The sequence below is a fragment of the Moraxella ovis genome (genome assembly GCF_900453105.1).
GTDB lineage: Bacteria > Pseudomonadota > Gammaproteobacteria > Pseudomonadales > Moraxellaceae > Moraxella > Moraxella ovis.
The window spans coordinates 693373-715657 of record NZ_UGPW01000001.1; the positions used below are offsets into that span (position 1 = coordinate 693373).

Here is a 22285-nt window from a genome sequence, read left to right on the forward strand (position 1 = left end):
GCATGGAGTCTATTGTGACTAATTTTAGTAAATCAGAAAGATGGATTGAAAGCTTGTTTGTTGTTGGCGAAAGTGTAAATTTTCAAGGGCAAAAATATACTGTGACATCAGTTGGTAAACCTAGACCGACCAGTGGCGAAGCGAAAACCGATATTTATATCTTACTTCAAAATCAAAATGATAGTCGCGAAGTTAAAATTTCTTACAAAAAGGATAATGCTGATTTTCTTGAAAATAAAATTAGAGCTGAGCGTGCTGAACAATTATTTGGCGATGATTGGAGGGATGTCATTAAAAATTCAACAATCCAAATTCAATCTCAGTTCACAGGTAGAAAGCTTATCTTTAAATCAAAATTTAAAAGAACGGAGATGGGAGCGATTACGCTTGGATGGAAGTTCGAGTTAATGAATAAGCTAAGTGGAGAATTATCTGGTCAGATTATTTTGAGTCATAAGCAATATCAAGATGTATTAAGTGGAAATAATTTATCAGTAAATAAGAAAAATGCTTTCGTTAATGGGGAGGTGATTCCAAATTCGGGTGTAGCAAATTATATCTTGACTGGCGATGATTTTGATGATGTTGAAGATGTATTGAGCAAATTGGAAAGTATAGATGAATATATTCAGCGTTGTCCAAATATCTATTTTGCCTGTAAAGCGTTAAATTACCGAACCTTTAAATCTAAATATGATGGTAATCGCTCGCTTGCAGTGCAGGTAGAGTGGTCCGTCCAAGATAATAAGCTTGTGCCGAATTTGGTATTTGATAGACCGCTTACATTTAATGGCTTGGATTCAGCTAAGAAATTATTAACTTGTTTGCAGGAATTGGGCGTTAAAAATACAGATGATATACATGAGAATAACTGTTTAATGAGATATGTGTATGAGTAGTGTGAGTAAAATGAAAATAATCAGTTTATTTAGCGGTTGTGGCGGATTGGATTTAGGGTTTGAAAAAGCAGGGTTTGATATTGTGGTTGCCAATGAATACGACAAAAGCATTTGGGCAACTTTTAAAGCCAATCACCCCAAAACCAAACTCATAGAAGGCGATATTCGCCAAATCAAAGAAAGTGATTTTCCCGATGATATTGACGGCATTATTGGCGGACCACCGTGTCAATCGTGGTCAGAAGCAGGGGCATTGCGTGGCATTGATGACGCTCGTGGGCAATTATTTTTTGATTATATTCGTATTTTAAAAAATAAACAGCCCAAATTCTTTTTGGCGGAAAATGTCAGTGGAATGCTTGCCAATCGCCATAATCAAGCGGTAAAAAATATTTTAAAACACTTTGATGAATGCGGTTATGATGTTACTTTAACAATGGTTAATGCCAAAGATTATGGCGTGGCACAAGAACGCAAGCGGGTTTTTTATATTGGATTTAGAAAAGATTTAAATATCCATTTTGAATTTCCAATCGGTTCAACCACCCACGATAAAGATAAAATTACTTTAAAAGACATTATTTGGGATTTGCAAGAAACCGCCATTCCTGCATTGGAAAATAATAAAAAAAATCCACAAGCCGTTAATCATAATGAATATTTTATTGGCGGGTTTTCGCCCATTTTTATGAGCCGAAATCGTGTCAAAGCGTGGAATGAACAAGGTTTTACCGTGCAAGCGTCTGGACGGCAATGTCAATTACACCCACAAGCCCCCAAAATGCAAAAAGTAGAAGCTGATAAATTTGAATTTGTGGCGGGCAAAGAGCATTTGTATCGGCGAATGACGGTGCGAGAAGTGGCAAGGGTGCAAGGTTTTCCTGATGATTTTGTATTTATTTATCAAAATTTAAATGATGCTTATAAAATGATTGGCAATGCTGTGCCTGTCAATTTGGCTTATGAGATTGCAAAGGCGATTCGGAAGAAGTTGTGAATTGCAATGCTGAGATTTTAGTAGTTATTTATGTTAAGTTGTCGTTTTGTTTTGGTTGCAGTTAGCAATCTATCTAATCCTACTTCTAACCCTACCTTCTCATCAGTACCCACACCACCACCAAAGCCACCACCTGCACGGCGGTGATCATTGCCACCGTAAGCCCCCACGCGCCTTTGGCGTAGGCAATCGCACACGCCCATGCGCCGATACTGCCACCGCCGTAGTAGCCCATATAATATAGTCCTGAGGCGAGCGAACGACCTTCGGTAACATGAATGCCGATATAGCTGATGGTGGCTGCTTGTGTGATGAACACCCCTGACGACATGACAGTCAGTCCGACAATGATCAGCCATAACGGCGCACTTAATGTGATAAACAGACCAATCATAGAACAGATCACCGCGCCGATGATGACATTGGTCATGCCGAACTTGGCGATGAATTTGCCTGACAAAGGAGTGATGATCATGCCGATTAAGTATAAAGAGAAGATATTAGCAAGGTGAGAGGCGTTTAGATGATATGGCTCATCCGCCAGATGTAGGTTAATAAAGGTAAAGCAGCCCACGAGCGAGAACAGGACGCAGCCGCCCAATAGGCAGGCATTCATGACCTGTAGGTTCTTGGTGTGTGATAATAATAAAGCAAGCGAATGTTTAAAGTTATCGCTTTTGATGAAGTTTTTTGATAATGGTAGGGCTTTGAATGCCCACAACGCCCCGATGAGTGTGCAGACCGCCATGACGCCATAGCCATAGCGCCAACCAATCAGTTCGTGCAGATGCCCTGCAAAAAACCGCCCGCTAAAGCCGCCAAGTACCGTCCCTGCCACATATAGACTCATCATCTGCGCCACATGACTGCTGTACTCTTCACTAACATAGGCGATCAGCACCACCGTAATACCTGGTACAGCCAACCCCTGCAAGAATCGCCATATTGACAGCTCATCCACCGTACCGCTCACCCCAATCATGCCGGTCGGTATGGCGAGTAATAACAGCGAACCGACGATGAATATCTTTCGTCCAAAGGCATCGGACAGCATGCCCATGAATGGCGACATCAGCGCGATGGCCATCACTGTCGCCCCAACCGCCACGCCAATTGCTATCTCGGATGCGACAAAATCCGCCATCAGTACAGGTAAGATCGCCTGCACCGAATACACCTGCAAAAATGCAAAAAACCCAATCATCGCAACGGTGAATTTCTCAATGAAAGTGGGCTGTCGAAGGGTGGTGGGCTGAGTATTCATGGTGTTCTGGGGTTAAAAGTGGATATTGTAGCATGATTTCTGGGGCTTGCCATGCGCTTTTGTGTTGATTTGCATCAAATTACTGCCACCATCAAAAGCTGATTGATGGATTTTAAAATAATCCTTCTGGTGCATCGACTTTAGGGTGGACTGTGATACAATTTAGGCAGTTTTTTGAGGATGTATAGCAATGAGTGAAACCAATCAAATTTATGATGACACGAACAACAATAATAACTACGTTAATAACCATGTGCTAATCATTGGCGGTGGACAAGTTGGGCTGTCTTTTGCGCTACTGTTGGCGCATCATGGTATTTATAGTACGCTCATCGAGCAGTTTAAATACCCGACCATCAGCCCGGATGATGATGTTGCTCGTTCTGAATATCTAGACAGTCGCAATACTGCGCTATCAAGACGTACGGTGCAGATTTATACCGAGATAGGGTTGTGGGAGAGCTTGCAGAGCCATGCCTGCCGAATCGATGGCGTGGAGATCAGTGAGCTTGGCAGTTTTGGGCGGGCAAAACTTGATAAGACTGCTGAAGGTGTGGAGAGCTTTGGGCAAGTGATGGAGAATGCTTGGCTTGGTCGTCAGCTGCTGTTGGCGGTGCAAGCGAGTGAGTTCATCACGCTCATCGATGGCGCGAATGTCACCGACATTCGCCAAGATGATAAGCTTGCGATGGTTGTGTTTAACCAAGATGGCAAAACCAAAGAGCTGTCCGCACCCTTGATCGTGGCGTGCGATGGGCGAGATTCTATCAGTCGTCAGATCCTTAAGGTCGGCGTAGATACACACGACTATGGTCAGGTAGGTATCGTTGGCGTGGCTCAGACTGATAAGCCACATGGTCACATCGGCATTGAGAAATTCTCCGCTGTCGGACCGTTGGCGGTACTGCCGCTAACAGATGGACATGGCGATGGCATGGATGGTACAACGCAAGGCTATCGTCGTTCGGTTGTCTTCATCTGCAAGGCAGGTGAAGAAGAGCGCTATCTCAATGACGATGCGTATTTTATGAATACTTTGCAAGAAGTATTTGGCAGTGACGCGGGTCGCTTCGTGGCGGTGGGGCGCCGTGGTGCTTATCCACTGAGCCGAGTATTGGCGCACAGACAGGTGGTCGGGCGCTGCGTCATCATGGGAAATGCAGCACACACCCTACATCCTGTGGCGGGTCAAGGTTTTAACCTGTGCCTAAGAGATGCACACGCCTTGGCAAATATGCTTGCGCACGAGAAAAATCGCCATGCGGATTATGATTTTGGTAATTATGCCAATCTTCGTGCTTATGAGCAGGCGCGCCAAAAAGACCAAAAGCGCGTCATCAAGTTCTGTGATATGGTCGTTGGTAGCTTTACCCATCCTAATCCTGTGATGAAGCTCATGCGCAATGTGGGTTTGATCGCCTTTGATAAAGTGCCAGGAATTAAGCCTTTGGTGGCGACTTATGCCATGGGATTGAAATCTTAACGGATGCCATAAAATTTTTGTAAAAACTTAAAAAACGCTTGCAATTTCATAAAAAACCGCTATAATACACGCCTACGGAAGCTTGGCAGAGCGGTTGAATGCACCGGTCTTGAAAACCGGCGTGGGTTTGTAGCCCACCGAGAGTTCGAATCTCTCAGCTTCCGCCATTATTCTTGATTTTGTCCCTTTATGGGAAATACCGCTTAGGAAGCTTGGCAGAGCGGTTGAATGCACCGGTCTTGAAAACCGGCGTGGGTTTGTAGCCCACCGAGAGTTCGAATCTCTCAGCTTCCGCCATCATATAAAAACCATCTATTTATTAGATGGTTTTTTTATTACTTTAAATCGCCATAAAAAATTGTTCAAATGATGAATTTACGTTAGAATGAAAGAATTTATAAGCAAATAAGTCATTTATGTCCTTAATACGCCGCCGTAAACTCACCAAAAACCAAACCCGTCAAATCCAAAAAAACCAAGACACGCTCATCGATGATGGGACTCTCGTGTCGGGAGTGATTGTATCGCATTTCGGTAAGCAGCTTGATGTGCAGATCACTGATTTTCCTGATGTTTTGCCTGACTTTCCCCAAGATGCTACGCCGAATACATTGAAGATTGGTGATGTTTGGCGCTGTCATACGCGAACCAATTTACCGATGATGGCAGCAGGCGACCGCGTAAAATTCAGCGTGGATACAACCGCAGGCATGGGGCGAATTGAGGTGTTGTCTGAGCGACATACGCTCATCACCCGCCCTGATCGATATAATAAAGTTAAGCCCGTGGCGGCGAATGTTGAGACGCTTGCCATCGTATTTGCACCATTGCCTAAGCCTACGACCAATCTAATCGATCGTTATCTGTTGGTGGCACGACTAAGCGGTGTCAGACCGCTGTTGGTGCTAAATAAGGCAGATCTCCTGGATGACTTTGAGGAGGTTAGGCAGATTTATCAAGAATATCAAGCGATCGGTGAGCAGTACGGCTTTGACGTGATTCAGACGTCAAGCCTAAGCCATGATGGTCTGGATGAATTAAGGGTTCAGTTGGCAGACAAGCTGACCATCTTCGCAGGACAGTCTGGTGTGGGCAAATCCAGTCTGATCAATCAAATCCTACCCGATGCCAATCAATCCACCAACATCATCTCCATCGGCTCGCAGTTAGGTCAGCATACCACGACGACCAGCCGCCTGCTGCCATTTGATGATGGCGACCTGGATAAAGGCGGCATCATCGATACGCCTGGCATTCGTGAATATGGCATCTGGCATCTGTCGGCGGATGACATCATGGCAGGCTTTGATGAGTTGATCGCTTTAAATGGCTTGTGTCAGTTCCGCGACTGTAATCACGCGCCGAATGCCAAAGGCTGTGCGCTCTGGCAAGCGGTGGCTGACGGCGAGATTCTTGGGCGACGCGTTGAGAGTTTTAATGAGTTGGTGGCAGAAGCCAAAATGGGGGCGTTATCCGCCAGAAATATGGCAAAATAAGTGCAATTTTATGTACTTATCGGTATAATAAAGCTTTTGAATTTTTTAAATTGGAGCGAACGTGGAACGTTGGTTTACATTCATGGGTAATCACCCGATTTTATTTGGTATTTTGGCGGTACTAATCATCGCGTTTTTTATGGTGGAGGGTAAGCGTAACGGGAGAAAAGTTCCGCCAAGTGAGCTGGGCCTGCTGGTGAACAACCATCGTGCGTGCGTGATCGACATTCGTCCTGCCAATAAATTCGCAGTATCGCACATTTCAGGGAGTCGCAACATTCCTTTTAATGAATTAAAAAACCACCTAGATGAGCTGCGTGCCATCGAAGAACCTGTGATTTTTGTGTGCGATATTGGTATGCAATCGGGCGCTGCGGTAAGCCTAGTGGGTAAGCCAAACTTCATGCGACTGTCAGGCGGTATCCAAGGCTATCAGGCGGCAGGGCTTCCATTGGCTGTAGCAAAAGTGAAAAAATAACACTTTGGGCTTGAAAATGTATTTTTTGGCCCAATTGATAAAAATAAGAATTGGTTATTTTGACCATTTTATCATTCACAACTGTTAATAAGTGAATCCAATGACACAAGCAACCTTATACATCAAAGAAGAATGCCCATACTGCCGCGCTGCGCTAAAGCTACTTGACGATAAAGGCGCAGATTACGTCTCTACAAGTGTGTACGACATGAGTAGTCAAGAGCGTGCAGAAGTGGCAGCCAAGACGAATAACTATCGCACCGTGCCACAGATTTTTATCGGCGAGACATTCATCGGTGGCTTTGATCAGCTTAATAAGCTTAATCAAAGCGGTGAACTTGATGCGATGCTAAACAGCTAAGCTTTTTTATTACTTTAACCAGATAATCATAGGAATTTAACATGACAGAACAAGCACAACCACAGCTAGGTCTTGAGCGTATCTACGTTAAGGACATCTCTTTTGAAGTGCCGAATGCAGACGTATTCACCAAAGAATGGCAGCCAGAGATGGACATCAGCCTAGCAACTGCATCGAACGACCTTGATGAAGATCACAAAGAAATCGTTCTGACAGTTAGTGTTACCGTAAAAAACGGTGGCAGCACAGCATACATCGCAGAAGTGCAGCAGGCGGGTATTTTCTTGCTACGCAACATTCCTAAAGAAGATTTGGCTCACTTGCAGCAAGCCTATTGCCCGAATATCCTATTCCCATATGCCCGTGAAGTGATCAGTGATCTGGTATCTCGTGGCAGCTTCCCTCAGCTACTGCTGGCACCTGTGAACTTCGATCAAGCTTATCTACAAGCTCAAGCAGAAGCAGAAGGTAACATCTAAGCCTCCGCTAGGATAAAAAATAAGCAGTCTTTTGGCTGCTTATTTTTTTGGAGATTAGTTATGTGAGAAGATTCTGGGTTTTCTTCTGGGTGTGCCGATCTCTTCTAGGGTGATCTGATCAGCGGTTCGACAGTTCTCTTGTGGGCGAAAGATATCGCGCGCCAGAGCGGCGATCTCATAAATAGCGCGGCGCGAATGGATGAGATTATTCTTAGGGTCTCTCCATCGTAGCGGCATGAATAGCGGGGCGGGGTGTGGGGTGGTATCGACACCTGCGCGAGCGAATTGGCGTCTGGCACGCGCCATGTGATAGCGGTCAGTGACCAGATAGATGCTTTTTGGAAGCTCGTGATGATCAAGCAGCTTGGCGGTGAAGATGGCATTTTCGCAAGTGTTCATGCTGGCATTATCGCTGGCGGTGACGGACTTTCTTAGACTGCTGAGATAGTCGTCAAACCAAGGCGACTCTACACCACTTGTGATGATGGGTAGTTCTGTGTCTTTGTGCAACTGATAGGTGCTGTTAATGCGAGATTGGCTATAGTGATTTAAAATAATGCGTCCATCGTCTCGCGTCAGACCGCCACCCAGTACCGTGATGGCGATTGGTTTTTTTGGGCTGCTTAGCGTCACCCTACTAAAGGCATCTAAGAAAAATACACTAACATTGGCAAAAATTGGTGTAAATGGCAATACAGCGACAATCAGTGCTGTCAGTGTCAAGCACAATACCATTCGCCATAGCTGGGTGAGAAATCTTCGCCAAGATTGCATGATAGTCTACTTCACCCACACAGGTTCGCGAACCAAAGTAACACCAAATTTGTCCTGCACGGTGCGCACGATAAAATCCTGAGTGGTGCGGATGTCATCCTGTGTGGCAGTATAAGGCGCATGATTGGTTAGTACGAGAGCTTGTTTTTTGTGTGTTAGGATGGGGGCGATGCCTTTGCCTTTTAATCCAGCTTTATCAATCAGCCAGCCTGCTGGCACTTTGATGACTTGATCGTCAATCGGATAGCTTGGTAGGTCGGGAAATTCAGCTTTTAGGGTATTGAATTGCGCTATCGGGATGATAGGGTTTTGAAAGAATGAGCCGCAATTTGCCAGAACAGCAGGGCTGGGCAGTTTACTCTCTCGGATGGCAACCACTGCATGAAAGACATCGATAGGATGCGGTAGGTCTCGAACGTTTTTAGTGGCGAAATCCTGCGCCATGACGGACAGATCACCATAGTTGGTTAGAGTTTTGCACTCGTTTTTATGAAGCTTAAATATCACATGACTGATAAGATGACGACCTTCGTTGTCCTTAAAAAAACTGTGTCGATAATCAAACTGACAAGCATCCGCCCCAAACTCATGTCTTTGACCATCAGTCAAATCATAAGCGATGACTTTAGTAATAAAATCAGAGACTTGCACGCCATAAGCGCCGATATTCTGCACAGGACAAGCACCCACCAGCCCCGGGATGAGTGCCAGATTCTCAAGTCCGTAATAGCCTTTATCTAAGCAGGCTTGTACAAATTCGTGCCAATCCTCACCACAGGCGACCTCTAATGTGACGCTATCGGCGTTATCATCAAGGACTTTAATGTCTTTTATTCTAGGTAGAAGTACGAGCGCATTTAGCTCATTTGGCAAGATGACATTACTGCCAAATGACAGCACAAATAAGGGTAGGCTGTGCTGCGCCGCAAAATCAATGGCATGACGTATGTCGTCAGCCAGTGTGTCGCTACTATCTAGAATCATCGCATGTCGCGCGGTACAAGACAGCGCCATGGTGTTGTTGTGCGATAGGTCGTAATGATTGAGAATGTCAGCCACGATGATCGCCACCTCTCCATGTATCAATCCAGCGTCTGCTTGCTTGTTCAATATGTTCAAACATCGCATCAAAATCGCTCACGTCGCCATAATAAGGATCGGCGACTGCCTTATCATCGAACATCATGACTTTGGCGGTGGCATTGCTGGGTGCGATTTTAAGTAGATTGGTCAGATTACTCTCATCCATCGTAAAGATTGCATCAAAATCATAAAAATCCTGCGCTGTAACTTGGCGAGCGCGCAGCATGGATAGATCGTAGTTTAAATTTTTACCCACTTGGATGGCCCTGGGATCAGGAGGATTACCAATGTGGTAGCTTGCTGTGCCTGCAGAATCAAAGCGAATGTCTAGCCTAGCATCGCGTGCAATGTGTGTCATCACTGCTTCAGCAGAAGGGCTTCGGCAGATGTTGCCAAGGCAGACAAAAAGGATGGAGGTTGGCTGCATAATTATTCGAATTCTTCGGTGTTAAATTGACCCATTTTAACATAAATTGCACTGAGAATGAGTGCGATTATTTGGACTATTTTTGGTGATGTCGTGAGATTTTAGCAATAATCTTCACCAAATGTACGACAAATAATCCCATAAAATATACTTAAGATTATTGTTAAGACAACTAATTTTCTTGGAATTTCATCAAAATTAGCCAAAGAGTACATTTGTATTTCTTTTGAATTTAACTACCCAAGGGTGGCAACAACAAGGCAAATGATGCCAAACATTAAGAGAGAATCTTATGAATCGTAAATTATTAACAACTGCTGCATTGAGTGCAACTGTACTATTAACTGCTTGCGCAAGCGGTCCTTATGCTAACGACCCACAAGCACGCAACTCTGTTGTTGCCAGCACAATGGCAGACGCAGCTATCGGCGCATTAAGCCGCAGCGATGGTGATCGTAAAGACATCGGTAAAGGCGCTGCAGTTGGTGCAGTGGTTGGCGCTGGTACAGGGTACGTTCTGGCTAAATAATCTAAAAGCTAGAAACAAAAAAACACCGTATTTATGTACGGTGTTTTTTGTTTTGGTGTATTCAAATATATTTAAATTACCAATTATTTTTAAATTTCTCAATGTCCCGACGTTGTTTTTTGTCGGGTTTGGTGGATGGTCTGGCAAGGTTTTGTAATTTGCGTTGCTCGGCAAAAAACTCTCGGGTGGTAATGCTCTCATCCGTCTCATCGTATAGCGTTTGGGCGATGGTAGCACTGCCCCGATTGTCAGATAAGGCTTTGATAATGATGGTTTTTTGTTCTTGGACGCTGGCATGACCTTGGCGAATGGTTAGGGTGTCACCCACTTGTAGCTCTTTGCTCGTTTTGATTTTTTGACCGTTCATGTGGACTTTTCCGCCTTCTATCGCTTCTTTGGCAAGGGTGCGAGTGCGAAAAAATCGTGCCGCCCACAGCCATTTGTCGGCACGGACTTTATTTAGGGCTTGGGGTTCTTTGTTGGGTTGATTTTTCATGGGGTGTCCAGTATTTTTATAACATCAAAGGTTTCAAACAACAACCACATTTTATCATCAAATACCCCAAACCGCTCAAAAAATTCTTGATGAGCCGTCCGCCAAAAATCAAGCGACAAATCGCCTTCGCCTTCTTGACGTGCCAACTTTTCATCAACATCACAAAAGCGAATGATGAATTGGGTGGTGTTTTGGATAACACAGCGTGGGCGGTTTTGTCCGTCTGTGATGACTTGCAGGCTACCAACGGGATAAGCTGGCTCGTCCAAATGCCAATGCAGAGCGGTGCAAGTGGCTCGCTTTTTGCCGTCTAGGACAAGCCCTACAAGTTCGTCCGCCATTTTGGGGCTGTCGCCAAATGACCAATGGGGCAGGGTGGTAATGTTTAAATTGTCGGTGCTCATATTGCCAAATTTGTCAAACATAAGTGCTTCCAATTTAAAAAATTGCCATTAGGATAACCCAATGGCAATCTTGAATTTATCAATTACATTTTCTCAACCGTCTTAATGCCGAGTAAATCCAAGCCCGTTTTTAAGGTCTTAGCGGTCAAATCTGCCAGTTGCAGACGGCTGTTTTTGGTGTCGTCATCTGCCGACAGTATCGGGCAGGCTTCATAAAACGATGAAAAAATCCCAGCCAATTCATACAGATAGCCACACAACACATGGGGCGTACCGTCTTTGGCGACTTGGCGTAGGGCTTCTTCAAATTGTAGCAATTTGACCGCCAACGCTCGCTCTTTGTTGTCCGTGATGACAATCTCGCCTGTTAGTGTGTCAGGATTTACCCCTGCTTTGGCAAAAATAGAACGCACACGGGTGTAAGCGTACTGCATATAAGGGGCGGTGTTGCCTTCAAAGTTTAACATACTGTCCCAGTCAAACACATAATCGGTCGTGCGGTGCTTGGATAGGTCGGCATATTTGACCGCCCCAATGGCAACCGCATCAATGAGTGCCGTCCGCTCATCGGCAGTTACGTCTGGGTTTTTGCTGTCTATCAAGACGGTGGCACGGGCAACCGCTTCATCAAGCAGGTCGGCAAGTTTGACCGTACCGCCTGTGCGAGTTTTGAACGGTTTGCCGTCTTTGCCAAGCATCATGCCAAAATTGTGATGTTCTAATTTGAACGTATCAGGCGCAAATCCGCCAAGCCGTGCAATCGCCCACGCCTGTGCCATGTGTTGGGCTTGACGAGTGTCAGAATAGACAATGGCACGGTCAGCGTGCAAGGTGTGATAGCGATAGCTTGCGGCGGCGATGTCGGTGGTGGTGTACAAAAATCCGCCGTCTTTTTTCTGAATGATGATACCAAGTGGCTCGCCTTCTTTGTTTTTAAATTCGGGCAGATATACCACAGTCGCCCCGTCATCTTCTACCGCCACGCCTTTGTCTTTTAGGGTTTTGACGATGTCAGGGAGCATGGGGTTGTATAGACTCTCGCCCATGATGTCTTTATCGGTTAGGGTTACGTTTAGGCGTTCGTAACTGGCTTGGTTTTGGCTCATGGTAATGGCAACGAGTTTTTGCCACATGGCAAGGCAATATTCATCGCCACTTTGGAGTTTGACCACATAGCCACGAGCTTTTTCGGCAAAGTCGGTATCGCTGTCATAAGTTGCTTTGGCATCACGATAAAAGGCTTCTAGGTCGGATAATTCCATATCGGACGCATTTTCATTTTGCATTTTTTCAAGGTAGGCGATGAGCATACCAAACTGCGTCCCCCAGTCGCCCACATGGTTGGCACGAATGACGGTGTCGCCCAAAAATTCAAGCACACGTACCGAGCTGTCGCCAATAATGGTAGAACGCAAATGCCCAACGTGCATTTCTTTGGCGACATTTGGCGACGAATAGTCAATGACAACTGTCTCGGTGTGGTCGGACGTAATGCCCAAGCGGTCGGACGTGCGAGCGGTATGGGCGGACTTGGCTAGAAAATCATTGTCAAGAAAGATGTTAATAAAGCCCGGCCCTGCGATTTCTAATTTTTCGGCAATGCCGTCCAAGGCTTGGCTATTTTCCAGCTCATCAAGCACTTTTTGGGCAAATTCTCGTGGGTTTGTGCCAAGTTTTTTGGCGACGCTCATCACGCCATTGGCTTGGTAGTCGCCAAATTGGGGCTTGCCTGATTGCTTGATGACAGGGTCGGTGTCTTTGTCCGCCCCTGCGTTTATCATGGCGGTTTGTAGGTGGGTGTGAAGTAGGGATTGGATAGTCATGACGGCTCTTACGAATGAATAAAATTAAACCGATTATTATACTAAAAATTTAGCAATTTGGGGGGGAAATCATCGATGAAAACAATCACAGGGTTTTTACCATGATGGTAAAAGTAAGATAAATTGGCTTGGTCGGAAAAGATGGGAAATTTTTCGGGTATTTGAACCAAATTTACCAAAAAACAACATTGTCATACAAAAACTAAAAAATAAATTACTTGTCATATAACTGTCATTTTTGGTTGTTAAACTTAGCGCCAGTAAGTTAGTGGTATCTCCTTAACACCCATGGCGGGACAACTTTTCACAAGGTAATAATATGAAAGCAAATAAGTTCATCATCTCAGCACTATGCCTATCACTAGGCGCGATGACTCTAGCAGGTTGCCAAGATAAAGCAGCACCAGCAAAAGAAGGTGCAGAGCAAGCACCAGCGGCTGCAGCACCACAAGAAAACGCTACCGCTCCTGCGGCTGCAATTGATAAAGTTGCAATGAACGTAACAGGTGCAGGCGCATCATTCCCACAACCTATCTATGTACAATGGGCGCAAGGCTTCCTAGAAAAAGCAGGCGGTCAAGTTAACTATCAATCAATCGGTTCATCTGGCGGCGTGAAGCAAATCGTGGCTAAGACGGTTGATTTTGGTGCGACCGACTCGCCAATGAGCGCAGAAGAGCTTGATAAAGAAGGTTTAGTGCAGTTCCCAACCGTGATCGGTGGTGTTGTGCCAATCGTGAACATCGAAGGCGTTGAAGCTGGCGCATTAAAGCTAACTGGCGACGTTCTGGCTCAAATCTATCTAGGCGACATCACTAAGTGGAACGACCCAAAAATCGCTGAGCTAAACCCAGACCTAACCCTACCTGATGAGAACATCGTGACCGTATTCCGTTCTGATGGTTCGGGCACAAGCTTCATCTTCACCAACTACCTAAGCCAAGTATCTACCAAGTGGAAAGACACTGTAGGCGCAGACAAGACAGTTAAGTGGCCAACCGCTCAAACTGGTACAGCAGGTAAAGGCAACGAAGGCGTGGCAACGTATGTAGGTCGTGTGAAGAACTCGATCGGCTATGTTGAATATGCATACGCAAAACAAAACAACATGGCGCACACCCAGCTTCAAAACGCAGCGGGTCAATTCGTTCAGCCATCACAAGAGACATTCGCGGCAGCAGCAGATGTTGATTGGTCAAGCACCAAGGGCTTTAACCTAGTTCTAACCAACCAACCAAGCGACAACGCATGGCCACTGGCGTCAGCAACTTTCATCCTAGTTCACAAGAACCCAGCTAACCTAGACAACACCAAAGCCGCTCTGACTTTCTTTGATTGGGCATTTAAAGAGGGTGACGACATGGCAAAAGGTCTTGACTATGTGCCACTACCAGCGAACGTAAAAGACCTAGTTCGTAAAGAGTGGGAGCAAGTGGTTGGTCAAGATGGTAAACCACTATACGTAGGCAACTAAGCCTAAACAAGAAAAAACCATCGCTATGGTGGTTTTTTCTTTTATTTATGATTTTTCATTGAATGTTGTGATGTATCTAAGCGTGATTGGAGACGCTTTTCATGGATAATGTCCTTGCCAAAAAATTAAAACGCGAGCAGCTGTACGATAAGGTATTTGTCGGAACGACTCGACTGTTCGCCACATTGGTTCTGCTTATTTTGGGTGGTATCTTGGTATCTCTCATCTACGGTGCTTGGCCCAGCATCCAAAAGTTCGGCTTTGACTTCCTAACGTCGAGCAACTGGGATGTTGTCGCTGGTGAATATGGCGCATTGGCACCGATTTATGGCACGATCTTGACATCCATCATCGCGCTGGGTATCGCCACACCTGTAAGCTTCGGTATTGCCATTTTCTTAACCGAGCTTTGCCCAAAATTCCTAAAAAAACCCCTAGGCATCTGTATTGAGCTGCTAGCAGGTATTCCTTCGATTATTTATGGTATGTGGGGTCTATTCGTGTTCGCGCCGATCTTTGCAGACCATGTTCAGCCTGCACTTGCCAAGACCATCGGTCAGATTCCTGTACTTGATAAGCTCTTCTCAGGCGTGCCGATGGGCATTGGTATCTTGGCAGCAGGTTTGATTTTGGCGATCATGATTATTCCATTCATCGCATCTGTCATGCGAGATGTCTTTGAAGTGACACCACCCATGCTAAAAGAGTCTGCCTATGGATTGGGTGCAACCCGCTGGGAAGTGATCCGCAGTGTGGTACTGCCTTATACCAAGTCAGGTGTTGTCGGCGGCATCATTCTGGGTCTTGGACGTGCGCTGGGTGAGACGATGGCGGTGACATTCATCATCGGTAACACCTTCAACCTAAGCCTGGATTTGTTCGGCTCTGGCGTATCGATTACCTCAGCACTTGCCAACGAATTCGCCGAAGCCATCGACCCAATGCACGTATCATCGCTGCTGTTCTTAGGCTTGATCCTGTTCATCATTACATTCATCGTGCTGTGTATCTCAAAGCTTATGCTCATGAGAATGACCAAGAACGAAGGCCGATAAGCCAATCAAACCGTCAAATTGTAAATAAAAGGAAAAACCCATGCAAATCGAAGTCGCCAATAAACCAAAAGTTAACGTGCCACGTCTAGATACGCCACTATTTCCTGCGGTGAATAAGACATCGGACAATGCCATCTATACACGCCGCCGCCTGATCAATAAAGGCTCGCTCTTGTTCGCTTATGTGGCGATGGCGTTTGGCTTGTTCTGGCTTGGTTGGATTTTTTATACGCTATTTTATGAGGGCATCACGGGGCTTGGTGCGCACGTATTTAGCCTAGATACACCGCCGCCGGGCATGCAGGGCGGTCTGCGTAACGCCATCATCGGTAGTCTTATGATTACTGCCAGCGGTCTGCTTATCGGTACGCCGATTGGTATTTTTTGTGGTATTTATTTGGCGGAATTTGGACGTAATAGCAAACTGGCTGCTGCCACACGCTTTATGAACGACGTGCTACTGTCTGCACCATCTATCGTGATCGGTCTATTTATCTATGGTCTGATCGTTGTGCCACAGGGTCGGTTCTCAGGTTTTTCAGGTTCTTTGGCATTATCACTGCTGGTGATTCCTGTCGTGGTGCGTACCACAGAGAACATGCTACGCCTTGTCCCGAATGCGCTTCGTGAAGCTGCCTTTGCACTAGGCACACCTAAATACAAGCTGGTCAGCATGGTTACTCTAAAAGCCGCCAAAGCAGGTGTGATGACCGGTGTACTGCTTAGCCTTGCGCGTATCTCAGGTGAGACTGCACCGCTACTGTTCACAGCCTTGAATAACCAATTCTTCAGCACTGACATGTCATCACCGATGGCGAATTTGCCGAACGTGATTTATCAATTCGCCATGAGTCCTTATGCTGACTGGCACGCTCTGGCATGGACGGCGGCACTACTGATCGCATTGTCTGTATTGACGACGAACATCATCGCACGTGTCATGCAGTCTAAGTCACACTAACTTAAACCATTGTACTGAATTTTGAGAATAACCATGAACCTACCAACTTCTGACATCATCGCACCATCAGCCCAAGCGCCAAAGATCAGCGTGAAGGATTTTAACTTCTACTATGGCAAATTCCACGCGCTAAAGAACATCAACCTAGACATCCCTGCACATCAGGTAACAGCATTCATCGGTCCGTCAGGCTGCGGTAAATCAACGCTACTTCGTAGCTTCAACCGCATGTACGACCTGTATAACGAAAGCCACACCACAGGTAAGATTCTGCTTGATGGCAATGACATTCTGGGTGCTGATGTGGATGTGAACCTGCTGCGCGCTAAGGTGGGCATGGTGTTCCAAAAACCCACGCCATTCCCGATGTCAATCTATGACAATGTCGCCTTTGGCGTGAAACTATACGAAAAGCTAAGCAAAGCCGACATGGATGAGCGTGTCGAATGGGCGCTAAAAAAAGCCGCGCTATGGACGGAAGTTAAGGACAAGCTAAAGCAGTCTGGCAACTCTCTGTCAGGTGGTCAGCAGCAGCGTCTATGCATCGCACGTGCGGCAGCCTGCCGCCCTGAGGTGCTACTGCTTGATGAGCCGACATCTGCACTAGACCCGATCTCTACAGGATTCATCGAAGAACTGATCGGTGAGCTAAAGCATGACTACACCATCGCCATCGTTACCCATAACATGCAGCAAGCGGCTCGTGTGTCTGATCAAACCGCCTATATGTATCTGGGCGAGCTGATCGAGATCGGTGAGACGAACACGATGTTCACTCAGCCAAAAGTGCAGGCGACCCACGATTACATCACGGGTAAATTCGGCTAATACGCTCAAATTTTTTGTTTCACATTTTGAGAAATTGATGGTACATTTGAGCTATTGAATGTACCATTTTTTCCAGAATTTTTAGTATTGATATCAAGAAAAAAGGATATGTCATGCCAAGCATACTTGTCGTAGAAGATGAACTGTCTATCCAAAGACTGATTGAATTTGGTTTGCAGCAGGCGGGATTTGAGGTGAACTTGGTCGAAAGTGCCGAAGGCGCTAAGGCGGTCATCGATGATCGTCTTCCTGATGTGGTTCTACTTGATTGGATGCTGCCGAAGATGTCTGGCGTGGACTTCGCCAAAGAGCTACGCATGAACGAGCGCACCAAGGATCTGCCCATCATCATGCTGACCGCACGCGGCGAAGAGGCTGATAAGGAGCTTGGACTGAATCTGGGTGCAGATGACTATGTCACCAAGCCATTTAGTCCGCGAGAGCTGGTGGCGCGCATCAAGGCGTTGCTTCGTCGTCGCGCCCCGCAGAAGACAGACGACATCGTACAAGTTGGTAGACTGACCCTAAGCCCGCAGGAGCATCAAGTGAAAGTCGATGGCAAGGCGATTCATTTTGGTCCGACAGAGTTTAAGCTCTTGCATTTCTTCATGACACACACAGATCGTATCTATAGCCGCGGTGAGCTATTAGACTTGGTATGGGGTGATCATGTATTCATCGAAGAGCGGACGGTGGATGTACACATTCGTAGGCTAAGACGCGAGCTTGAAGAGGTGGGTGTGGCACACTACATCGAAACGGTGCGCGGCGTGGGTTATAGCTTTAATGATAAAGGTCAGGCCTGATGGTGCAGATGTTGGCGGTATTGGCATTTGCGCTGTTGTGCGGTGTGTTTGGCTTTTATATGGTTGGTGATTATGCTGGGTTTATCTTTGCGATCATTGTGCTGGTGGCTTGGGGCGTGTACCATAGCATTCATCTGCATCGATTGACCAAATGGCTCAACGACAGACGTCAAGCGATGCCAGAGGCGATCGGGTCGGGAAGTGGGCAGGGCGGTGTCTGGCAGGGCGTTTTTGATAAATTGTCCATCGAAGAGCGCAGCCGAACCAAGCGCAAACAACGCCTAACAGATACCATTCACCGCCTAAATCGCATGATGGCAGCCATTCCAAGTGCCGTACTTATCGTGAATGAGAAAGGCGGCATCGAATGGAAAAACGCCCGCGCTGACGAATATCTGGGGCTCAAGCCATCCAAGCTTTCATTAAAAGAACAGATTGATCATGAAGAATTTTCGTTATTTTTGGACAAAGCGATCGCACAAGGGGGGAGTGTGGACGATAAACTGACTTTGAATCAAAAAACCCTACTGATGAATTTGATTCCCATCGAGGCGAACGCCAACATGCTCATCGCGCATGACATCAGTGCCAGCGAGCAGCTCAATATCTCAAAAAATACTTTCATCGCTAACGTCTCACACGAGCTTAGAACGCCATTAACCGTCATTCAAGGCTTTCTTGAGACCTTGGCGGATAACGATCTTGATAAGCCATTGCAGCGTGAGTTTATTGGACTCATGCAAAAAGAAAGCTCAAGGATGCTTGATTTGATCGAAGGCTTGCTTACTTTATCCCGCTTAGAGAACGACCAAAAAAGCCTAGAGCACGCCGAACCCATCAATCTATCCGAGCTGATCGAAGGCATCTGCCAAGACGCCAAAGCACTCAGCAGCCACCACCACATCACCAGCGACATCGCGCCTGACGTGTGGGTATCAGGGGTGTACAAAGAGCTGTATAGCGTGTTTAGTAACCTTGTGTTCAATGCCATTCGCCACACTGACAACAGCACTGATGTCCATGTTCATCTGTCTGTGGGTGATGAGATTGAGTTTTTTGTGCAGGATAATGGCGAAGGGATTGATGCTGAGCATTTGGGACACTTAACCGAGCGATTCTATCGCGTGGATAAGGGTAGAAGTCGTAAGACGGGCGGTAGTGGGCTTGGGCTTGCCATTGCCAAACACGCCCTTGCGCGTTATCATGCGACTTTAAGCATTCAGAGCGAAGTGGGCGTGGGCAGCGTGTTTGGGGTAAAAATGCCAAAATCCGAGTCAGTCTAGGCGTTTGCCTGTTTTATCTATATGAAAATACTGACCATTTAGCTCTACAAGGGCTTTGCCATTTTTAAATCCCCAAGAGTAGTTGCATTGAAAAGATATGGCTGTTTTACCCGTTTTATCAACATAACCGTATTTGTTGTTTTTCTTTGCAATTGCCAAGCCATCTTTTAAACAACGCACATAATCATACCCCGCCACTTTCGGTCTTTCACACGCCAAAGCGGATAAGGTTAAGCGGATAAGGTTAAAAGGGATAGGGCGATGACAAGGGGTTTAGAAGTTTTTTCATAAAATTTTCCATTGGGTTGGGTGCCTAGTTTATTTTACAAAAACTCTTTGTAAGAACAAACTTTTTGGCTGCTGCAGGCAATAAAAGACACGGCAACTAATTACCGTGTTACCGTGTTTTTTTTTTGGGTTTATTTTAAAAACACCCCATAGCCAACATTATCCGTCAAATCTTCACATTCATAGCCAATCTCGGTCAGTGCGTCCACGATTTGCCGTCCGCTTGTGGGCGTGGCTTGTAGCCCCACCAAAATCCGCCCTTCCGCCGCTCCGTGATTGCGATAGTGGAATAAAGTTACGTTAAAATCCTGCCCCAATTTTTCAAGGAAGTTTAACAACGCCCCTGGACGCTCGGGAAACATAACACGAAACAGGCGTTCATCGGTCAGTCGCCCATGCCCGCCAATTAAATAGCGGATATGCGTTTTGGCAACTTCATCATCGGTTAGGTCATAAGCTTCGTATCCGCCCTTATCTAGCATATCGACAATCGTGGCACGCTCTTTTTGACCGTCTTTTAAGCCAATGCCGACAAACACCTGGGCGACATTGGGGCTGGTAGCATCTAGGCGATAGTTAAATTCGGTGATGTTTCGCCCCTGTAAACAGCGACAAAAATCTAAAAACGCCCCTGCCTGTTCGAGCAATTTCACCGCAAAAATCGCTTCTTTGTTCTCGCCGATCTCGGTGCGTTCGGCAATATAACGCAAGCGATCAAAGTTCATATTTGCCCCTGAGACGATTGCCACGCAGTTTTTGCCAGTCAAGTCATGCTCTTTGATGTATTTTTTTAGCCCTGCCAACGCCAACGCCCCAGACGGCTCAACGATGTGGCGGTTTTCTTCAAAGATGTCTTTCACACTGGCACAAATTTCATCGTTATTGCACGTTATCACGTCATCGATGACCTTGCCTTGCCCGTTTGATTTGGTTAGATTGGCGATGTCAAAAGGAATTTGTCCGATTTGAGCGACCGCCACCCCGTCTGCAAATAGGCTTACCTGTGGTAAGCGAGTGCGTTTGCCGTCTGCTAAGGCGACTTTTAGGCACGCTGCCCCTTCGGATTCCACCGCAATGACCTTGACGTGCGGGGCAACCTCGCCTAAAAATGCCGACATGCCTGCCACCAAGCCACCACCGCCCACAGGCACAAAGACGTATTCCATGTCTCGCCAGTCTTGCGACAGTTCTAACGCCACCGTGCCTTGCCCTGCAATCACCAGCTCATCATCATAAGGGGCGATGTAGGTCATGCCGTCCGTTGTTGCCTTGTCTATGGCAAAGCGGTTGGCTTCATCAAAGCTGTCGCCATGCAAATACACCGTACCACCAAAGGCTTTAACGGCTTGCACCTTGATGTCGGGCGTGGTTTTTGGCATGACGATTAGGTTATTAAGTTTTAGGCGGTTTGCCGAGTAGGCAACCCCTTGGGCGTGGTTGCCAGCAGATGCACAGATGATGCCCTTGGCTTTTTGTTCGTCTGATAATTGGCTGATTTTATTGTATGCCCCACGCAGTTTAAAGCTAAATACAGGCTGTAAGTCTTCGCGTTTTAGGCGAATGTCATTGCCAAAGCGTGCGGATAATTTGTCCGCCTGTTCAAGCGGAGTGCGAATGGCAACGTCATAGACGGTGGCGGTGATGATAGAACGGACGTAGTTAGATAGGGTGGTCATGAGTTTTCCTTGTCATAACGAATTTTTATAAAAATCATCAATGTAAAATCGCCCAAATCTGCATAAACGGACTTGGGCGATGTTTTATGGGCAAAAAGTTTTGTGATTAAGCATCAAGCTGTGCCATGACGTCATCGCTAAAATTGACGTTGGTATAGACTTCTTGCACATCGTCCAAATCTTCTAGCATATCGATCATTTTTAGCACTTTTTGAGCGTCGTCAATGTTGTTGATATCAGCGGTGGTGCTTGGTGACATGGTAACTTCCATACTGTCAGCTTTTAGATCGGCTGCCAACAGGGCATCCACCACAGCGCCGAAGTCATTAGGCTCTGTGATGACAAGCAGGCTTTCACCGTCATTCTCGATGTCGCTCGCGCCTGCTTCTAGGGCGACCTCCATGACTTTGTCTTCTAGTGATACGTCATTAAAAATAATCTCGCCACGCTTAGAGAACAGATACGCCACTGAGCCTGATGTGCCTAGGTTGCCACCGTGTTTGCTGAATGCATGGCGAACCTCGCCCACGGTGCGGTTTACGTTGTCGGTCATGGTCTCAACGATGACTGCCACACCGCCCACGCCATAGCCCTCATAGGTAATCTCTTGGACGTTGTCGCCTTCTCCGCCGCCTTGACCGCGCTCAATCGCACGCTTAATCACGTCTTTGGTCATGTTGGCGGCGTTGGCTTTTTCTAGCACGGCACGCAGGCGTGGGTTGTTGGCAGGGTCTGGATCGCCACCTTTACTGGCAGATACGATTTCACGAATGATTTTAGTAAAGATTTTGCCTTTTGCGGCGTCTTGTTTGGCTTTACGATGTTTGATGTTCGCCCATTTACTATGACCTGCCATAGAATGCACCTTTTAAATGAAAATAATAGAATAGGTTATTATACAAGGTTTGGGCGAATTTGCCA

24 protein-coding genes and 2 tRNA genes are annotated in these 22285 nt (G+C 46.3%); 16 read left to right on the forward strand and 10 right to left on the reverse strand.

The genetic code is table 11. The features are described 5' to 3' along the window. Positions 1-14 precede the first annotated feature (14 nt). Complete coding sequence (locus DYD54_RS03505) at positions 15-899, forward strand: hypothetical protein (protein ID WP_063514949.1); 885 nt, start codon at positions 15-17, stop codon at positions 897-899. A gap of 10 nt (positions 900-909) precedes the next feature. Beyond that, entirely contained in the window at positions 910-1896 is a 987-nt protein-coding gene (locus DYD54_RS03510; protein WP_063514948.1) for a DNA cytosine methyltransferase, read from the forward strand. A 91-nt stretch (positions 1897-1987) separates the two neighbouring features. On the opposite strand, the gene DYD54_RS03515 is transcribed toward DYD54_RS03510, so the two are convergent. Continuing rightward, complete coding sequence (locus DYD54_RS03515) at positions 1988-3160, reverse strand: MFS transporter (RefSeq protein WP_115265728.1); 1173 nt, start codon at positions 3158-3160, stop codon at positions 1988-1990. A 190-nt stretch (positions 3161-3350) separates the two neighbouring features. On the opposite strand from DYD54_RS03515, the gene DYD54_RS03520 reads away from it, so the two are divergent. From DYD54_RS03520 to secB, 7 genes are all read left to right on the forward strand, one after another. Then, entirely contained in the window at positions 3351-4643 is a 1293-nt protein-coding gene (locus DYD54_RS03520; protein WP_084260589.1) for an FAD-dependent monooxygenase, read from the forward strand. A 76-nt stretch (positions 4644-4719) separates the two neighbouring features. Next, positions 4720-4810, forward strand: a tRNA-Ser gene (locus tag DYD54_RS03525). Between the two features lie 39 nt (positions 4811-4849). Beyond that, a tRNA-Ser gene (locus DYD54_RS03530) sits at positions 4850-4940 on the forward strand. 119 nt (positions 4941-5059) lie between these two features. After that, positions 5060-6139 carry a ribosome small subunit-dependent GTPase A gene (gene rsgA, locus DYD54_RS03535; protein ID WP_063513768.1) on the forward strand — a complete coding sequence of 360 codons (1080 nt, stop codon included), beginning with the start codon at positions 5060-5062 and terminating at the stop codon, positions 6137-6139. Positions 6140-6200: 61 nt separating this feature from the next. Then, positions 6201-6617, forward strand: coding sequence for a rhodanese-like domain-containing protein (locus DYD54_RS03540; protein WP_063513769.1), 417 nt, complete (start codon positions 6201-6203; stop codon positions 6615-6617). A 100-nt stretch (positions 6618-6717) separates the two neighbouring features. Next, a complete protein-coding gene (locus DYD54_RS03545; RefSeq protein WP_063513770.1) occupies positions 6718-6978 on the forward strand; it encodes a glutaredoxin domain-containing protein in 261 nt (86 codons plus the stop codon). A 41-nt stretch (positions 6979-7019) separates the two neighbouring features. Beyond that, on the forward strand, positions 7020-7457 hold the full coding sequence (gene secB / locus DYD54_RS03550) for a protein-export chaperone SecB (RefSeq protein WP_063513771.1): 438 nt from the start codon (positions 7020-7022) through the stop codon (positions 7455-7457). A gap of 54 nt (positions 7458-7511) precedes the next feature. Here the strand turns inward: secB and DYD54_RS03555 are convergent, their stop codons facing one another. The 3 genes from DYD54_RS03555 to DYD54_RS03565 are packed head-to-tail and all read right to left on the reverse strand — an operon-like array spanning position 7512 to position 9741. Next, on the reverse strand, positions 7512-8231 hold the full coding sequence (locus DYD54_RS03555) for a YdcF family protein (protein WP_084260590.1): 720 nt from the start codon (positions 8229-8231) through the stop codon (positions 7512-7514). A gap of 6 nt (positions 8232-8237) precedes the next feature. Continuing rightward, a complete protein-coding gene (gene murB / locus DYD54_RS03560; RefSeq protein ID WP_370446607.1) occupies positions 8238-9290 on the reverse strand; it encodes a UDP-N-acetylmuramate dehydrogenase in 1053 nt (350 codons plus the stop codon). Next, positions 9283-9741, reverse strand: a complete 459-nt coding sequence (locus DYD54_RS03565) for a low molecular weight protein-tyrosine-phosphatase (protein WP_063513774.1) — start codon at positions 9739-9741, stop codon at positions 9283-9285. The genes murB and DYD54_RS03565 overlap by 8 nt, the downstream gene beginning before the upstream one ends. A gap of 292 nt (positions 9742-10033) precedes the next feature. Between DYD54_RS03565 and DYD54_RS03570 the strand changes: the two genes are divergently transcribed. Continuing rightward, on the forward strand, positions 10034-10270 hold the full coding sequence (locus DYD54_RS03570; RefSeq protein ID WP_063513775.1) for a YMGG-like glycine zipper-containing protein: 237 nt from the start codon (positions 10034-10036) through the stop codon (positions 10268-10270). 76 nt (positions 10271-10346) lie between these two features. Here the strand turns inward: DYD54_RS03570 and DYD54_RS03575 are convergent, their stop codons facing one another. The 3 genes from DYD54_RS03575 to argS all read right to left on the reverse strand — a co-directional run bounded on the left by DYD54_RS03575 (position 10347) and on the right by argS (position 12993). After that, positions 10347-10766, reverse strand: coding sequence for an RNA-binding S4 domain-containing protein (locus DYD54_RS03575; RefSeq protein ID WP_063513776.1), 420 nt, complete (start codon positions 10764-10766; stop codon positions 10347-10349). Further along, positions 10763-11191 carry an ASCH domain-containing protein gene (locus DYD54_RS03580; RefSeq protein WP_218563638.1) on the reverse strand — a complete coding sequence of 143 codons (429 nt, stop codon included), beginning with the start codon at positions 11189-11191 and terminating at the stop codon, positions 10763-10765. Before DYD54_RS03580 ends, DYD54_RS03575 begins: the two co-directional genes overlap by 4 nt. A gap of 62 nt (positions 11192-11253) precedes the next feature. Then, a complete protein-coding gene (argS, locus tag DYD54_RS03585) occupies positions 11254-12993 on the reverse strand; it encodes an arginine--tRNA ligase (protein WP_063513777.1) in 1740 nt (579 codons plus the stop codon). 319 nt (positions 12994-13312) lie between these two features. On the opposite strand from argS, the gene pstS reads away from it, so the two are divergent. The 6 genes from pstS to phoR all read left to right on the forward strand — a co-directional run bounded on the left by pstS (position 13313) and on the right by phoR (position 19400). After that, positions 13313-14467, forward strand: coding sequence for a phosphate ABC transporter substrate-binding protein PstS (gene pstS, locus DYD54_RS03590; RefSeq protein WP_084260592.1), 1155 nt, complete (start codon positions 13313-13315; stop codon positions 14465-14467). A 101-nt stretch (positions 14468-14568) separates the two neighbouring features. Continuing rightward, positions 14569-15522 (forward strand): phosphate ABC transporter permease subunit PstC, encoded by a 954-nt coding sequence (gene pstC / locus DYD54_RS03595; RefSeq protein ID WP_063513778.1) that lies wholly within the window; start codon positions 14569-14571, stop codon positions 15520-15522. Between the two features lie 40 nt (positions 15523-15562). Continuing rightward, entirely contained in the window at positions 15563-16483 is a 921-nt protein-coding gene (gene pstA, locus DYD54_RS03600; RefSeq protein WP_084260593.1) for a phosphate ABC transporter permease PstA, read from the forward strand. A 33-nt stretch (positions 16484-16516) separates the two neighbouring features. Next, positions 16517-17311, forward strand: coding sequence for a phosphate ABC transporter ATP-binding protein PstB (gene pstB / locus DYD54_RS03605; protein WP_063513779.1), 795 nt, complete (start codon positions 16517-16519; stop codon positions 17309-17311). A 113-nt stretch (positions 17312-17424) separates the two neighbouring features. Continuing rightward, positions 17425-18117: a phosphate regulon transcriptional regulator PhoB gene (gene phoB / locus DYD54_RS03610; RefSeq protein WP_046696867.1), complete on the forward strand. Its 693-nt coding sequence runs from the start codon at positions 17425-17427 to the stop codon at positions 18115-18117. Next, the gene (gene phoR / locus DYD54_RS03615) at positions 18117-19400 is read left to right on the forward strand and encodes a phosphate regulon sensor histidine kinase PhoR (protein ID WP_063513780.1); all 1284 of its coding nucleotides are present in this window, start codon (positions 18117-18119) and stop codon (positions 19398-19400) included. Before phoB ends, phoR begins: the two co-directional genes overlap by 1 nt. On the opposite strand, the gene DYD54_RS03620 is transcribed toward phoR, so the two are convergent. From DYD54_RS03620 to DYD54_RS03630, 3 genes are all read right to left on the reverse strand, one after another. Beyond that, a complete protein-coding gene (locus DYD54_RS03620) occupies positions 19392-19598 on the reverse strand; it encodes a WG repeat-containing protein (protein ID WP_063513781.1) in 207 nt (68 codons plus the stop codon). The genes phoR and DYD54_RS03620 overlap by 9 nt on opposite strands. A gap of 221 nt (positions 19599-19819) precedes the next feature. Beyond that, entirely contained in the window at positions 19820-21364 is a 1545-nt protein-coding gene (gene ilvA / locus DYD54_RS03625) for a threonine ammonia-lyase, biosynthetic (RefSeq protein WP_063513782.1), read from the reverse strand. Positions 21365-21470: 106 nt separating this feature from the next. Then, positions 21471-22220 carry a YebC/PmpR family DNA-binding transcriptional regulator gene (locus tag DYD54_RS03630; RefSeq protein WP_063513783.1) on the reverse strand — a complete coding sequence of 250 codons (750 nt, stop codon included), beginning with the start codon at positions 22218-22220 and terminating at the stop codon, positions 21471-21473. Between the last annotated feature and the right edge of the window lie 65 nt (positions 22221-22285).